A 15,872-nucleotide genomic window follows, 5' to 3' on the forward strand; every position below is an offset into this window, starting at 1 on the left:
GCTTGTGAGTGTTAATCTGAGAGTGGGTCATGAAGATTCCTGCTTTCTTGTCTGGTTGCACTAACAAGAATAGGTCTTCATGGCCTTTTTGGTCTAGTCGCTAAGGTGTTGCACTTGAATTGTAAACTGGGGTAGTAAATCGAAGATGAAAGGTGCAGAGGAAAAGGTCGCAAATCAGATCACTGACGAAGGGACTATTTTGCTGAAGAATAGCGATGGGACAATGCCCTTCAAAGAAGGAACAGAATTTAGTTTATTCAGTGCCAACAGTGTCCCTCACACCAAGAAGGGTGGTACATCACTTGGTGGTAAGTCGGGCGACACCATGACAGTTCGGCAGTCCTTAGAAAAGGCTGGGTTTAAGGTTAATCAAAAACTTTGGCATTACTACGCAAAAGGAGCTGGCCATAAATACGGGCTTGGTCCTGGTTCTGTGGGCTACGGGCGGTCTGAGGACTTCTCAATCAATGAAGCACCAATTTCCTCACTTAAGAAGAGCGGCGTTTTGAACTCAGTCAAAGGCACGGTTCCTGTATACGTCTTAAAGCGTCAGGCTGGTGAAGGTCGTGACATGGCACGCTCAATGGCGAACTACGCCAAGAGCAATGTAGATAAAGATCGCAGCTACCTTGATCTAGATTCAACGGAACGCGGCGTCTTAAAATATCTCAATGATAATTATGAGAATGTTGTTGTATTGGTGAATACTAATGCTGCGGTGGATATGGGCTGGTTGGCTGATTATCCCCACATTCATGCAGTAATCAGTGCACCAACAATCACAGCCTCTTTGGGGAAAATTTTCTCTGGTGCTGTTAATCCATCGGCAAGGACCGTTGATACTTTTGCGGACGATGCACTTCAGTCTCCCGCGGCCAAGAACGTTGGTGATTTTCAGTATTCAACGCAGACGGGCAAGATGACCAAATACAACTATGTTTCATACAAAGAGGGTATATACGTTGGCTATAAGTATTATGAAACTCGGTATGAGGACGCGGTTCTTAACCAAGGAAATGCGGGCAAGTATAACTACGACAGTCAGGTGAAGTTTCCATTTGGATATGGGCTGTCGTATACCGACTTCAGGTGGCAGGATTACAAAGTCAAAGATGATGGGGATAAGTTTAAGCTTAGTGTTCGCGTCACCAATACCGGTAAGACCGCAGGCAAGGATGTTGTTGAATTCTACGCACAATCGCCTTATACCAACTACGATCGCACAAATGACGTTGAGAAGGCATCTGTACAATTGGTCAACTACGCAAAGACCAAGAACTTGGCACCTGGTGCAAGTCAAGTCGTGAGCGCCACGGTCAATAAGACGCAACTTCTCTCTTACGATTCACAGAAGGCGAAGAGCTACATCTTAGACAAAGGGACATACTATTTGACCGCTGCGACCAATGCTCACGAGGCCATCAATAATATTCTCGCCTTGAAAGGAACCACAGCTGACAAATTGTCTGGACAGGCCGACCGTAGTCTAGCCACAACTTGGCTTCCTCAGATGGGCGATAAAGACGTCCAGGTCTTTAAGGCTGATTCAACGACTGGTAATCGGGTGACAAATCAGTTTGATAACGTAAGAGGTAACCTGAAGTACTTGACCCGTCAAGACTGGACGGGGACGTTTCCAACCGCTGACGGACGTCTTAGTGACCAAAAGAGTACATGGGGGAATGCCATTAATAGCAAATCTGCAACCGGGACACCGGAAACCTATACGTGGACTAAAACTGCAAGCAAGAAGCTTTTAAAGCAGCTAGACAGTACAAGCTCCGGTGCGCCTAAGCTTGACACAGGCAAGGTTAAGCTTGTTTATGGCCAGAAGAATGGACTGGAACTAGTCGACTTACGAGGTAAGCCATATAACGATCCAGAATGGAATAAGCTGCTTAATCAGTTAAGTGCAAAGGATTATGAAAGTTTGGTTGCAGACGCGGGTTACAATATTAATCCGATTAAGTCGGTCAACAAACCGTATAACATTGATGCGGATGCGGCTAATGGACTCGTTTATTCTGGGACTGGGCGAATGTATCCTAACTCGATGAACTTGGCTCAAACTTGGAACCGACACTTGGCTACTAAAATGGGTCGAATGATTGGTAACCAAGCGATACTTGGTGGTGCGGACGGGTGGTATGCACCTTCTATGAACATCCACCGTACGCCATTTGACGGACGGAATGGGGAGTATTATTCAGAGGATTCGTTCTTATCTGGCGAGATGGCCTCGGATGAGCTAAAGGGTGCTGCAGAAAAGGGCGTATATGGTTACTTTAAGCATTTCGCGCTTAATGAGCAGGAAAATCACCGAGGCGATACAGATGGGCAGTTTGGGCTAGCAACATGGGCCAATGAGCAGTCAATTCGAGAAATATACTTAACACCCTTTGAGATGTGTGCGAAAAAAGGCTCGTTGCCTGAAAAGTACTATAAGAAAGTTGACGGTAAATATGTGTTGGCAGAGCGGCAGGTACCAATTGCCAAAGCTGTGATGACCTCATTTAACCGAATTGGGGCAACCTGGGCAGGCGGTGATTACGCGCTGTTGACCAATGTTCTGCGCAAAGAATGGGGCTTCCATGGCATGGTTATGACAGATAATGCGATGACCAGTAAATACATGGATGTCAACCAGATGCTCAGCGCAGGAGGCGATGCCAAGCTGATTATTGGAGTTGATCCAACTGGCTACAAGTTCAATAAGAACAATAAGACGGATTACGCATTGGCTCGGCAGGCTGCACATAATATTCTGTATACAAGTGCGAACTCCAAGGTAGTCAACGGCGCAATCCATGGGTCAAAAGTTAAAATTGAAAAATCTACCCTAGATTGGGTAAGAATTGGCGTGACAGCTTTCTGCGTTCTGGTTAGCTTGTTGTTGATTTGGTTCACTTACCGCAGATTTACCAAGAAGGTCGCGTAGTGAGTCGAATCGGGCAGCATTAGAAGTACTTTGACAATACTTTACTCGTTGCCCCGAATTCAATAAGAATACAGAACACCGAAGTCGACAATGATTGGCTGCGGTGTTTTTGTGTGCTCGTGTTATTAAATTAACTTTTCAGATGCTTCTCCCGATACGCGCTTGGCGCCAGTCCCATCAAACTGGAAAAGGCCTTGGAGAACGAGAACTGGTTCTCATACCCGACCGCGCGGGCGACAACTTGGATGGGGTAGTCGGTTTCGCGCAGGAGCTGGCCGGCCTGGTCGATGCGGTACTGCTTGAGGTAGGCCTGGGGCGAGCGGCCGACCTGCTTGGTGAACAGGCGGTGCAGGTAGGTGCGGTCGATGTGCACGATCGCCGCCAGGTTGGCGACGGTGATGGGGTTGCTGTAATTTTGGGAAATGTAGTACAGCACGTACTCGACCAGCTCGGCGCGCGAGCTCGCGGCGGCGGTGCGGGTGTGCTGCGGATAATCGGTGGCCAGCTGATACAGGAACTCGAAGAGCTTGCCCGTCATGATCAGGTTGCGGTTTTCCTTGTGGTTGGAGCCGGTGATGACGCCCCGCGCCGCCGCCAGGGTCTTAGACTCAGGCGTAAAATCAAACAGCGGGGCGTCGGAGGTCAGCGAGGTACCGGCGATGTACTTGTCGGCGCTGCGGCCGGAGAAGCCGACCCACAGGTAGGTCCACGGGTCGTCGTGGTCGGCCTCGAAGTGAATCAGCGTGTGTGGCTCGATCAGAAACCCCTGGCCTTTTTTAAGTGCGTACTGGTGGTCGTGCACGGTATAGGTCCCTTTGCCTGCCAACACAAAATAGATCATGTACCCTGAGCGCACAGTTGGCCCATAGGCGTGGTCGGGCTCGCAGGCTTCACTGCCGCAGGTGTAAACGTTCACGTCCAGGTTGAAGGTGCGATTGGTATTAGAAAAATCATAAATGCGTGGATTTTCGTAGTGTGTCGACATTTGGACATCTCTCCTCGACATTTGAATATATCCAGTTCCAATGTAAGCGATTAACATGACAGTTGTAAATCGATTTGCGAGATTAGCCATTATTGCAGTACGGGGCGGGTAAGCGTTTCACCTTGGCCAAGGCGAAACGCCGCCGCACCCCTAATTCTACTTAGGAGGCACACCGCATGAGTATGCAAGATACGATGACAAACAAGGTCTTACCACTTGCGACCAAGTTGTCAGCTAACAAATTCTTGATCAGTGTTCGTGACGGCATGATGGTTGCTTTCCCAGCCACCATGTTCGCATCGATCATGATCATTGTCCAAAACTTACCGACCACCTTTAGTTTCGCACAGTACGTGCCAAAAGGGGTCATGGATTTTCTGACGAACTTCCTCGGGCCGATTTCCAACGCCACGATGAACATCACGTCACTGTTCGTTGCGTTTGGGATCGCCTATCACTTGGCTGGTAAGCTTCACGCCAACCAGCTGTACGCCGGCGGCATTTCGCTGGCCGCGTTCGCGATGCTGCTGCCGATCATGACCAACAAGGTCAGCTCCTACATCGACATCAACTACCTGGGTTCACGGGGCATGTTCGTGGCGATCATCACCGCGATAATTTCGACGGAAATCTTTGCCGCCCTGGAAAATGCCAACATTACAATTAAGATGCCAGAGTCCGTTCCGCCTGCCATTGCGACGTCCTTCATCGCGATTCTCCCAGGGTCTGCGGCACTCTTGACCTTCACCACGATCCGTTACATTTTCACTTTTACCCAATGGGGCAATGCGTTTGACTTTATCTATGAAATCCTCCAGACCCCGCTGCAAGGGATCGGTTCCACGCTGCCTGCAACATTAGTCGTGGCCTTCTTCTCACAGTTCCTCTGGTGGTTCGGGATTCACGGCACATTGGTTGTTAACTCGGTTGTTCAGCCGATTTACGATGCCTTAGCCCTGCAGAACTACAAAGCATACTCTGCCGGCCAGCCGATTCCCCACATCATCTGCACGACCTTCATGGGTGTGTTTGAAATCACCGGCATGATCCTCGGCTTTGCCCTGGCCATGGGCTGGGTCTTTGCCAAGTCTGCCCGGATGAAGAAGACCATGCGCATGGTTGCCGTTCCTGCGTTCTTCAACATTTCTGAACCTGTTACCTTCGGCCTGCCAATGGTCCTGAACCCAACCATCTTCATTCCTTGGGTCCTCGGCCCAATGGTCATGGTCACAATCGGGTACTTCGCGATGGCTGTTGGCCTGGTACCAAAGCCAATCGGTGCCACAGTCGTTTGGTCCACACCAATCTTCCTGTCTGGCTGGATCGCCGTTGGTTCCTGGCGCGGCGCTGCCTTGCAGCTCGTGCAGGTCGTCGCTTCCACACTGCTTTGGATCCCATTCCTGAGAGTGCTGGATAAGCAGTTCCTGAACGATGAAGCGGCCGGCGAAAAGAAGCTCGAAAAAGAAGCCGCAAAGGGTGAAGCGGCAGCGCAGGCGGCTAAGTAACCTGACTGTTCGTTCACTCATCTGGATTTTGCCAAAGGAGGCCCTGACGATGGCGCTCAAACCCATGACATTCAACATCACGCTGAACACCAAGACACCGCTGCTTTATGAAACGATTTATAAGGAGCAGCTCAAGTATTTTCAGCATTTTGACCCGACGATCGACGAGCTGCACCCCGGTGTGGCGGTTGACGCGGAGATGCTGACGAAGGTGCAAAAAGAAGGCGTGCCGACAAACGTTGAGGTGACCGACCTGGAGCCGGACCGCACGTTTGAAACGCGGGTTTCCTACAGTCAAGGCGATATCGTCATGCGTTACGCCTTGCAGCCGGCGGGCGACCAGACCAAGGTTTTCTACTCGGAGCAAAACAGCTTCAACAAGGCGAACATGATGACCAACTTCTGGCTGGTCAGCTGGTTTTACACCTTCATGTATAAGCACAATTTGAAGAAACGAATGAAAACCATTGAGCAGATCGCAAACGCTGCTCAGTGAGTAATTTTGGCGGGCCAATGCGGACTGAAAGGTCCCACTTGGCTCGCTTTTTTATAGGGCGGGAACCATTTTTCGCCCGGTTAAAAAAGAAAGTAGATGAGACCACTGCTCAAGATATATGACAACCGAATCTTTCATTTGGCCAACGATGCTGTCAGTTACATCCTGTACCTGTTGCCCAATGGCCAGCTCGGCCACTTGTACTACGGGCCGCGGCTGGACGTGGACGAGGCGACGCTGACCGAATACACGAAGCTGGAAAGCAAGTCCGGCGGCACGGTGCATTTTTCGGCCGACAACACGCTGTTCACGCTGGCCGACCAGCTGCAGGAGTACCCGGTGTACGGGACCTCGGACTTTCGCCAAGGTGCAGTGGCGGTATCTCAAAACGCCACGCCGTTATACCTGAACTTCACGTATCAGGGTTACTCGGTCGCGCATGAAAAAAAGCGGGACCTGTGTTTTCCGCGCAGCTTCGCCGAGGCCGGTGCAGTCGACGTCTTGACCATCGACCTGGCTGATGCCGCCCATGACCTGAAACTGCAGCAGCACTACGCGATTTTTGCCCAAGGCGGCGCGGTGGTGCGCTGGCAGACGCTGACCAACACCGGGACTGCGCCGGTCACCATCGACCGCATGCTGTCCGGCGGGCTCGATCTGCCCACGGCCGACTACCAGTTCGTGCAGCTGTCGGGCAACTGGGTCAGGGAGCGCCACGTGAAGGTGCGCCCGCTGGCTCAGGGGACCACGTCAATCGAATCGCAGCGCGGCGCTTCCAGCCACCAGCAGAACCCTTACGTGGCGCTGCAGGCCAAGGACGGCACTTTGAGAAGCGGCGACGCGTACGGGTTCAACCTGATTTATTCCGGCAACTTTTTGGCGCAGGCTGAAGTCAACGAATGGGACCAGACGCGCTTCATGATCGGGATCCATCCCGACCAGTTCGCCTGGCAGCTCGACCCAAGCGCCAGCTTCAGCACGCCCGAGGCCGTTTTGACATACAGCAGCGCCGGGTTGAACGGGCTGAGCCAGGAAAACTCTGCCTTTGCCCGCGACCACGTGATGGCGCCAAAGTGGCGCGACCAGCCGCGGCCGGTGGTACTCAACTCCTGGGAGGCGGCGTACTTCGATTTTGATACCGACATGCTGCTGAAGCTGGCGGCCGCCGGCAAAAAAGTCGGCGTCGACACCTTCGTGCTCGATGACGGCTGGTTCGGCCAGCGCGACAGCGACCGCTCCAGTCTCGGCGACTGGCAGGCGAACAAGCGCAAGTTCCCGCACGGGCTCGCCCAGTTTGCCCAGTCGATTCGCGATCTCGGGCTGGACTTTGGCCTGTGGTTCGAGCCGGAAATGGTGTCGCCGGATGCCAAGCTGCTGGCCGCGCACCCCGACTGGGTCGTGGCCCCGCCGGATGAGCGACGGGCCATTGCGCGCAACCAGTACGTGTTGGATTTTGCCAACCCGACCGTTGTCGATAACCTGTTTGATCAAATGAAGCAGGTGATCGATACGACGAAGCTGACCTACATCAAGTGGGACATGAACCGTAACATCACCGAGGCCTTTTCGCAGTACCTGGCGAAAACTGGGCGCCCGCAAGGCGAGTTCTTCCACCGCTACATCTGCGGCGTGTACGACCTGTACGCGCGGCTGCTCAAGGCCTACCCGGATCTCTTGATCGAGGGCTGTGCCGGCGGCGGTGGGCGGTTCGATTTGGGCATCATGTTCTACTCGCCGATGATCTGGGTGTCCGATGACACCGATGCGCTGGAGCGGCTTAAAATTCAAACCGGCACGGCGCTGGCCTACCCGCTGTCCGCGATGAGCAACCACGTGACCGCCGTGCCGAACGATCAGCTCAACCGCACTACGCCGCTGGCCACACGGTTTAACGTCGCGCTGTTCGGGTCGCTCGGTTACGAGCTCGACTTGACCAAGGAATCACCGGCCGTGCTAGCGGCGATCACCGAGCAGATCAAAACTTACAAAAAGTTGCAGCCGCTGGTGTTGACCGGCCGCTTCGAATTGTTGCGGACGCTTGATGAAGGCGACCACAACACGCTGGCCTGGGCGATGGTGGCTGCCGATGATAGCCAAATCGTTCTGGGGTTCTACCGCGTGCTGGCCGATCCCGATGGCGATGCCGTTGACCGGCTGGCCATCCCGTTTGCCGACCCGCACGCGCGGTATGCGATCAGTGGGCGCGACGCCGTGGTCACGGGCTCGGCGCTCAAGCACCTCGGCCTGCGCCTGCCGTACGAGTTCAACGGTCCCAACGAGGCGGTCGCCGAACTCAAGGGCGATTTTCAGTCGAAAGTCTTGATTTTGACCAAGGAGGCAAACGATGCGCTTTGATGTCGATCAGCGGCTGCTGCACGGCGGCGACTACAACCCCGACCAGTGGCTCGATTATCCGGAGATCTTGAAGCAGGACATTGAGCTGATGAAGCAGGCCCACATCAACACGGTCACGCTTGGGGTGTTTGCGTGGGACGCGTTGGAGCCCACGGAGGGCCAGTTTGAATTCGGCTGGCTGGACCAGGTGTTTGACGAGATCAACGCGATGGGCGGCAACGTGGTGCTGGCAACCCCAAGCGGTGCCCGCCCGCGCTGGCTGTCCGAAAAGTACCCCGAGGTCAACCGCGTCGATGACCGCCTGCAGCGCCACCACCATGGTTTTCGCCACGACCACTGCTACTCAAGCCCGGTTTACCGGCAAAAGGTGCAGGAAATCGACCGGCGGTTGGCTGAGCGCTATGGCAACAATCCGGCGCTTTCTATGTGGCACATTTCCAACGAATTTTCCGGCGAGTGCTTCTGCGACCTGTGTGAGGCCAATTGGCAACAGTGGCTGCGGGATAAGTACGGCAGTCTCAAGGCCGTCAACGACGCCTGGCTGATGAGTTTTTGGAGCGGCCTTTACACCGACTGGCAGCAAATCAAGGTGCCAAGCCAGCTGGCGACGACCAAGACGCATGGCATGGCGCTGGACTGGAAACGGTTCGTGACCGACATGACCATCGACTTTTTCGACATGGAAAAGGCCACGGTCAAGGCCGCCAATCCGGCCGTACCGGTGACCACCAACTTCATGGCGGAAGGCGCGAACGGGGACTTTGTGCCGCTTGAAGGCATCGACTACGCCAAGTTTGCGCAGCATGTCGACGTCGTGTCCTGGGACGCTTACCCGCAGTGGAACAACAACTTCGAGCCGTTTGACGAGACGGCCATGAAGGCGGCATTCGTTCACGACACCTTCTATGGCCTGAAAAACCAGCCGTTTCTGGTGATGGAGTCCACGCCGTCGCGCGTCAACTCGCCGGTGGCCAAGGCCAAGCGGCCGGGCGTGCACGCGCTGAGCTCGTTTCAGCAGATCGCGCACGGCTCGGAAGGAAGCCTGTACTTCCAGTTCCGCCAGGCCCGCGCCAACTCGGAAAAGTTTCACAGCGCCGTCGTCGGCCATGACAACGACCCGCACAACCGCGTGTTCCAAGAAGTCGCGGCGTACGGGGCGCGGCTGGAAAAGCTGGGCGGCGTGCGCGGCAGCAAGCGTCAAGCCCGCGTCGCCATTTTGTACGACTGGCAAAGCTTGTGGGCGCAAAAGCGCGAGGCTGCGTTCGGGCGCGACCGCAAGCGCTACTTCCAGACGCTGGAGGACCACTACGCGTACTTCTGGCAGCATGACATTCCGGTCGCCTTGGTGCCGACCAGCCGCGATTTTTCCGGTTACGATATTGTGATCGCGCCGATGTTGTACGTGATGACGCCGAAACTTGAGGCGCGGCTAAGCGATTACGTGGCTGGCGGTGGGACGCTGGTGTCCAGTTACTTCACCGGCATCGTCGACCCGCACGACACGGTGCTGCTGAACGGTTGGCCCCAGCCGCTGCAAAAGCTGTTCGGCATTCGGCCGACTGAGTTTGACTCGCTGTACGAAGGCGAGCACAACCGTATTGCTTATGCCGGACAGGTTTTCCAAACCAGCGAGTTTAACCAGCTGATGGAAGCGACCGGCGCTACGGTGCTGGGTACTTACGAGGCTGATTTTTACAAGGGCACGCCGGCGGTGACGCGCAATGCCGTTGGTCAGGGCCGTGCTTACTACATCGGGCCGCGCACCGGACGCGATTTTCTCGACGTGTTTTACGAGCGGTTGTGCCATGATCGGGAGCTGCGCGAGACGCTGCTCAAAGAAACCCGGCCGCAGGTGTCGGTGCAGGCGCGTGTCGGCTTGGATCAGACCTACTACTTTATCATGAACATGAGCGCTGAAAAGCAGGCGGTCACAACGACGCAAGCCACTGTCGACGCCGAGTCCGGCCGGCGCGTTGCCGCCGGGCCGCTGAGCCTGCCGGCGTATGGCGTGCGCGTGCTGTGCAGTAAGTAATTAGAAAGCAAAACATCCTCCAACTTCAATGTTGGGGGATGTTTTTGTCGTGGGTTACTGTTTGACGCTGTGAGCATGGCGGGCGGGCTTTTTCGTCGGGAATGGCGCGATTTTGATCTCGGCGCTGACCCGCGTGGTTTCATACGGGAAGTGGACCTCCGAGTAGTCGAACGGTTTGCCTTCCTCGGTGTAGTTGACCTGCTTGATGCCGAGAACCGGGTCGTTCAGCTTGGCCCCAAGCGCTTCAACGTCCTTGGCTGTCGCCTTGAGTGCGTAGACTTTGCGGTGCGAGCCGGCAATTGTGATGCCGTGGGCCCGAAGCGCGGAGTAAATCGAGCCCTTCAGGATTTTCTCGGTAAGGGGCATGATGGCGACCGGCATGATGGTGTGCTCGAACGAATAGGTGCGACCGTCAACGTAACGGACGCGCTCAATGACATAAACCGGGTCGGCAGGGCCAATCATCAGCTGGTGCTGCTCATCCTCGGTTGCCAGCCGCGCGGTGAAGCTGAGGATCTTGCTGGTGACTTTACGCCCCTTCATGGTTTCAGTAGTGCCTACCGGCCGGTTCAGCGGCGTGAGGTCCGGCTGATTCGTGCGGAAATCTTTGCGCAAAAAGGTCCCGGCGCCGCGCTTGGAATACACGACGCCGTCCATGATCAGCGACTGAATCGCCTTGCGCACAGTCAGGCGCGTGGTGTGAAAATGGGCCGCCAGCCATTCCTGGCTCGGCAGCAGGTCGCCTGGGGCGTAGTGGCCGCTGGTGAACATTTTTTTAAGTTCTGCCGTGACTTCTTGGTATTTGTACATGTGGATCATCTTCTGTTCTGCGGCCGGCGTTGATTGCCCGACCGCGTTTATAACCTTTTTCGTCGTAGTTCTCAGTGCTTATTTTACACCGTAAGCGTTCTCGGTGCCGATAAAGAAACGGTTGTGACGCAATCGTGCAAAAAAATGAGGCCCCCGTCAACGAGTTTGCCAGGCGGCAATTGTTGGCGGGAGCCTTAGGAAAAATCATTCGGTCTGTTGCCCCAGCTTCAGCCACTTGAGATACTGCTCGTGGCGCACAAGCGGGGTGGTGTAAAGCGCAGGGTCATTTTCAAGTACATCCTGACCGGGAATGGCTTTGATCACCTGCATGTCTGAACCCGGGTCAGGCAGAATCAGATACCGCCGCTCATTGGTCTCGTCGGCGCGCATCTGTTTGAGCAGGTCGGTCCAAAGCCGTTTTTGCTCGGCGAGTTGATGGCTGACATTGCGCGGCGTTTTGCCGTTGACCTTGGTGATCTCGCGCCACTGACTTTGGTAGGCGGAAAAGGTGAGCACACCCCCGGCAAAGCGCTTGTCGAGACCCTCGCTGATGTGCAGGAGGCTATTCGCCGGCCCTGCAGCCCGCCACCATTGTGCCATGTTAAAAATCTTCTTTCTCACGTTTTCAGCCTTGTGCCGGTTGACAGGGGACAGAATCACAAACGGTTGCGGTTCGCCGACCACACTGACAGTTTCCCCGATACGGGCCGTTGACTGGGCGAAGTCGCGGCCGAACGGAAAATAAAACTGGTTGCGGGTGGGCGGGTCCGCAAGGCGCGCCGCGCGCTCACTCTGCGCCTCGGTCGGATTATCCAGGTCGATGTCGGCATACTTGAGTACGTAATGGACCAAATCCAGCTCGCCGAACCGACCGTCCTGGGTCATAATCGTGGCGGTTTGGCCGCCTTCAATCAGGCCTTCAAAAAAGTACCTAGTCATGATGGTTTGCCTCCTCGTAAGAGAGCCATGCTTGTTGTTGTTTTTGTAAACTAGGCGGCACTGGTGGCAAGACGTCAACCGGCCGCCCTGCTGCTAGCCAGGCTCGCCGGAAATGTCGCAGTGAGTTTAACGATTCGCGGCGGTGCGCCGAATCGAGCGTCTGTTTTTTGGCGACGGTCGGCTCGCGAGCCTTGGCCTTGATCACCACTTGTTTTCCCGGTTGGTCGACCTTTGTCTTCCGCGGATAAATGAGGCGCGGCTGGGCCCCGACCGTTCGCGCGACATTAAAGGGTGCCCGCAATAGATAAGTCGTTCGACCCCCAGCCAAGAGCGCGGGCAGTGCGTTGCGCCGAATTGTCAGCTGCTTATCATGCATCCGCGCCAGCAGTTCCAGCCAGACTCGGCCTTCTCGGGCAAAAATGCGGTTCTCCTGGTTCTGCAACGTGTTTAGACTGATGTTTCCGGCCAGGTATTCGGCCCGCCATTTTGCGGCGCGAGCGAGCTGGTTTTCGCGGCGGAGCAGGCCGGTGTTAAAGGCGTGTAAGGTGTTTTGATCGACTGTTAAGATTTCCTGCCGCGTTTTTTGAATGGCTTTGTACTGTTTGGTTTTGGTGATATTCACGGCGGCGACTTGCCCCGTTGCTCGCAGCCGCTCACCTAAGGTCCACACGGTTTTCTGCCACGCCACCGCCTGATTGAATTCGACTTGAATCGGCTGACTGGGGATGGCTAACTGCTCTTCGCGCCTGTCCCAAAACGCATCCGCGTAGACAACCAGCATCGGCATTTGCTCAAGCTCGCCGCCGGGATCGATGACATAACTGAGATGCGCGTTCATTACCCAGCCCTCAATCGTCAACAGCACTAGTTCCTGAGCCATGGTTAGTCCCTCCTTTCAGATGTTTGGGGTCAGTGTAAGCCCCGCCTTGAAGGAAAGAAAATAATATGCTTGAGTAGTTTTGATCAAGCATCATATAAGAAAAATTGCTTATGGTGTCTCTTAACTCTGGGACAATGCATTGATATGGAAGAATACTGTGAAATTTCAGGCAAAAACATTTACAAAATTGACAATAAAATAATTGACAGCGGTTTCAACGACGTGTTATTCTGCATTTGGATGACGGGTGGGTGAGGAAGGAACAACCTCATCAGCACCACCCTGAAACTACCTGGCGATCCGACCTATATCATGGGGTTGACCAGGCATGCCGAGCCGCCGATCGGTTGGCTAAGAAGCCCATACTCCAATGTATGGGGTCCTTTCAGGACGCATGGCAGGATGCTGCTATCACTTTCCTAACTTAATAAAGCGACTCGAAGCGGCAACGTAACGGGGATAGCAGGCGGGGGAAACTCCGCAATAAAAAGCCACCGGGGAAATCCCGGTGGCAGGGGACACCATTTCGAGAGGGATGGTGCCCTTGTTGTACGTTCATTTATGAAAACACGTTGATGTCTGACCGCCTTTCTTGGAAATTTCAGGAAAGGCGGTCTTTCCACAGGAACTATTTTGCTGTCGTCTGCTCATGCAGAATCTTCGCCAGATACTCCAAAATAAACAGGCACGGCACCTGCGACGTGACGTCCTGCTCGACGTAATGCTCCTTGGCAATGTCGGTGGCGATGTTCACGTCGGTCAGGCGGGCGACGGTGGAGTGCGCGGAGTTCGTGATGGACAGGGTGTGGCTGTCGCGGAATGACAAGTTACTCAGATAGCTGATTACCTCGGGCGTCTCGCCGGATACGGACAGGGCGATCACGCAGGTTTTATCCAGCAAGGCCTTGGGAAAATAGCGCTGCGGATAGGTGACGGGGTCTTCAATGCGCACGGCCATGTGAAACAGCGAGGAGAAATAAAGCGCGCCATACTCAGCCATCACGTTGGAGGAGCCGACACCGATGAACAAGACCAGCTCGCACTGCTTGAGCAGCTGCACGGCGGCCTGGATCTTCGCGTCAAAATCGGGCGTCGTCACGCGGTTGAAGAAGTTGATGTACATGCCGGGGTCAACTGGCGTGGGCCGAGTCTGGGCGGCGGTTTGTTCCTGCAGCAGCTTGAGCCGAATTTTGAATTCAGTGAAGCCTTGGCACTCGAACTTGCGGCAGAAACGTTGCACCGACGCCGTGCTGGTGTGGGTGTTGGCGGCGAGCTCGCGAATGCGCATGTAAATCACCTTGTCCAGGTTTTGCAGGACGTACTTATAAATCGCCAAGTCGATGTCGGATAGCTCGACGGCGTGGTCGAGAAACAGCATGTGAATCACCTCGCTTTCAGTTTACACTACCTGATACGACCTGTATTGAAAACGTTACAACAACCCAATTGACGATACAGTACCCGCATACTGCCAGAACGTTGAACGCCGCCCCAGACGCGCTATATTGAAGACGGTAGCAAGTGAATCTTTTTGAAAAAGGGTGAGTCAGATGGCAAAACGTGCCATAAAGATTGCGACAATTGGTGGCGGTTCAGGCTACACGCCGGAGCTGGTGAAAGGCTTTTTGGACCGGTACGATGAAATGCCGGTGCGCGAGCTGTGGCTGGTCGATGTGCCAAGCGGTGAGGAGAAGCTCAACGTGATCGGGGCCATGGCAAAACGCATGGTCAAGGCGGCAGGTAAGCCGATGAAAATCGTCACGACGCTGGACCGTGAGGCCGCGCTGGCCGATGCCGATTTTGTCACGACGCAGTTTCGCGTTGGCCAGCTGCCGGCGCGCGTCAACGACGAGAATATTCCAATCAAGTACGGCACGCTGGGGCAGGAGACCAACGGCGCCGGCGAGTTGATGATGGCGATGCGCTCGATTCCCGTGCTGATCGACATTGTGCACGACATGGAGCGGCTCTGCCCGGAGGCGTGGCTGATCAACTTTGCCAACCCGGCGGGGATGATGACCGAGGCGGTGCTGCACTACACGAACTGGACCAAGGTCATTGGGCTTTGCAACGGGCCGGACAACATTCGCCGCGATATCGTCAAGGCGCTGGACGTCGACCCGGCGCGCGTTTACGTTGAGTTCATCGGCCTGAACCACTTGGTGTTCGCCAAGCACATCTACCTCGACGGCCAGGACGTGACGGCACATGTGATCAAGCTGGTGACCAGCCAGAAGCAACGCGTTGACAATCCCGGCATCGGCAACTGGGACGGCGACTTTTTGCAAAGCCTCGGTGTGATTCCCATCAGCTATCTGCAGTATTACTGGAAAAATAAACAGGTCGTCGCCGAGGAGCAGCGGGCGGCGGCGCACGAAGGTAGCCGGGCGGTCGTGGCCGAGCGGCTGGAGAAGCAGCTTTTCGACATTTACCGCGACCCAACGCTGGTCACCCTGCCGGAAGAGTTGAAAAAGCGCGGCGGGTCGGGTTACAGTCGGGCCTCTTGCAACCTGATTTACTCGATATACGCCGACAAGCGCGACGTGCAGGTCGTCAACGTCGCGAACAACGGTGGCTGCCTGGACTTGGCACCGGACTCGGTGATGGAAATGAATTGCATCATCACTGGTCACGGCCCGGTGCCGCTTGCGACCGGCCATCTGCCGCAGGCGTGCGCCGGCATTGTGCACGAGATGAAGAGCTTCGAGCAGGTAGGGTGCCAAGCGGCGGTTTCCGGGGATTACGCCACTGCGCTGAAGGCCCTGACCATCAATCCCGCGGTTCACTCTGACGTTGACGCACGGCCGCTGCTCAACGAGCTGCTGGTGGCCAATGAGCAGTACCTGCCACAAGTCGACCTCGCCAAGCTGCGGGCCGACGGTACCTTAAAGTAAACGAAAACCCCGTTGCGGCATAGGCTTTTCTATGCGGC

At 55.1% G+C, this 15,872-nt stretch carries 11 protein-coding genes; 6 read left to right on the forward strand and 5 right to left on the reverse strand.

Annotation, left to right across the window (positions count from 1 at the left end; genetic code table 11):
• The first annotated feature begins 145 nt into the window (after positions 1-145).
• On the forward strand, positions 146-2,938 hold the full coding sequence (locus tag JUE30_RS08980) for a glycoside hydrolase family 3 N-terminal domain-containing protein (protein WP_203624558.1): 2,793 nt from the start codon (positions 146-148) through the stop codon (positions 2,936-2,938).
• A gap of 130 nt (positions 2,939-3,068) precedes the next feature.
• On the opposite strand, the gene JUE30_RS08985 is transcribed toward JUE30_RS08980, so the two are convergent.
• Positions 3,069-3,923 carry an AraC family transcriptional regulator gene (locus JUE30_RS08985; protein ID WP_203624559.1) on the reverse strand — a complete coding sequence of 285 codons (855 nt, stop codon included), beginning with the start codon at positions 3,921-3,923 and terminating at the stop codon, positions 3,069-3,071.
• Positions 3,924-4,099: 176 nt separating this feature from the next.
• Between JUE30_RS08985 and JUE30_RS08990 the strand changes: the two genes are divergently transcribed.
• From JUE30_RS08990 to JUE30_RS09005, 4 genes are all read left to right on the forward strand, one after another.
• The gene (locus JUE30_RS08990; protein ID WP_125757057.1) at positions 4,100-5,428 is read left to right on the forward strand and encodes a PTS sugar transporter subunit IIC; all 1,329 of its coding nucleotides are present in this window, start codon (positions 4,100-4,102) and stop codon (positions 5,426-5,428) included.
• A gap of 49 nt (positions 5,429-5,477) precedes the next feature.
• The gene (locus JUE30_RS08995; protein ID WP_203624560.1) at positions 5,478-5,924 is read left to right on the forward strand and encodes a DUF3284 domain-containing protein; all 447 of its coding nucleotides are present in this window, start codon (positions 5,478-5,480) and stop codon (positions 5,922-5,924) included.
• 105 nt (positions 5,925-6,029) lie between these two features.
• Positions 6,030-8,279 carry an alpha-galactosidase gene (locus JUE30_RS09000; RefSeq protein ID WP_203624581.1) on the forward strand — a complete coding sequence of 750 codons (2,250 nt, stop codon included), beginning with the start codon at positions 6,030-6,032 and terminating at the stop codon, positions 8,277-8,279.
• A complete protein-coding gene (locus tag JUE30_RS09005; protein WP_239061394.1) occupies positions 8,269-10,311 on the forward strand; it encodes a beta-galactosidase in 2,043 nt (680 codons plus the stop codon). Before JUE30_RS09000 ends, JUE30_RS09005 begins: the two co-directional genes overlap by 11 nt.
• Positions 10,312-10,365: 54 nt before the next feature.
• Here the strand turns inward: JUE30_RS09005 and JUE30_RS09010 are convergent, their stop codons facing one another.
• From JUE30_RS09010 to JUE30_RS09025, 4 genes are all read right to left on the reverse strand, one after another.
• The gene (locus JUE30_RS09010) at positions 10,366-11,121 is read right to left on the reverse strand and encodes a GntR family transcriptional regulator (RefSeq protein ID WP_308439847.1); all 756 of its coding nucleotides are present in this window, start codon (positions 11,119-11,121) and stop codon (positions 10,366-10,368) included.
• Between the two features lie 204 nt (positions 11,122-11,325).
• Positions 11,326-12,060 carry a hypothetical protein gene (locus JUE30_RS09015; RefSeq protein ID WP_203624562.1) on the reverse strand — a complete coding sequence of 245 codons (735 nt, stop codon included), beginning with the start codon at positions 12,058-12,060 and terminating at the stop codon, positions 11,326-11,328.
• Positions 12,053-12,940: a hypothetical protein gene (locus tag JUE30_RS09020; protein ID WP_203624563.1), complete on the reverse strand. Its 888-nt coding sequence runs from the start codon at positions 12,938-12,940 to the stop codon at positions 12,053-12,055. The genes JUE30_RS09015 and JUE30_RS09020 overlap by 8 nt, the downstream gene beginning before the upstream one ends.
• Positions 12,941-13,568: 628 nt before the next feature.
• The gene (locus JUE30_RS09025; protein ID WP_203624564.1) at positions 13,569-14,318 is read right to left on the reverse strand and encodes a MurR/RpiR family transcriptional regulator; all 750 of its coding nucleotides are present in this window, start codon (positions 14,316-14,318) and stop codon (positions 13,569-13,571) included.
• Between the two features lie 172 nt (positions 14,319-14,490).
• On the opposite strand from JUE30_RS09025, the gene JUE30_RS09030 reads away from it, so the two are divergent.
• A complete protein-coding gene (locus tag JUE30_RS09030; RefSeq protein WP_203624565.1) occupies positions 14,491-15,834 on the forward strand; it encodes a 6-phospho-beta-glucosidase in 1,344 nt (447 codons plus the stop codon).
• Positions 15,835-15,872: the final 38 nt, after the last annotated feature.

Source organism: Lacticaseibacillus sp. 866-1, assembly GCF_016861825.1.
Classification (GTDB): domain Bacteria; phylum Bacillota; class Bacilli; order Lactobacillales; family Lactobacillaceae; genus Lacticaseibacillus.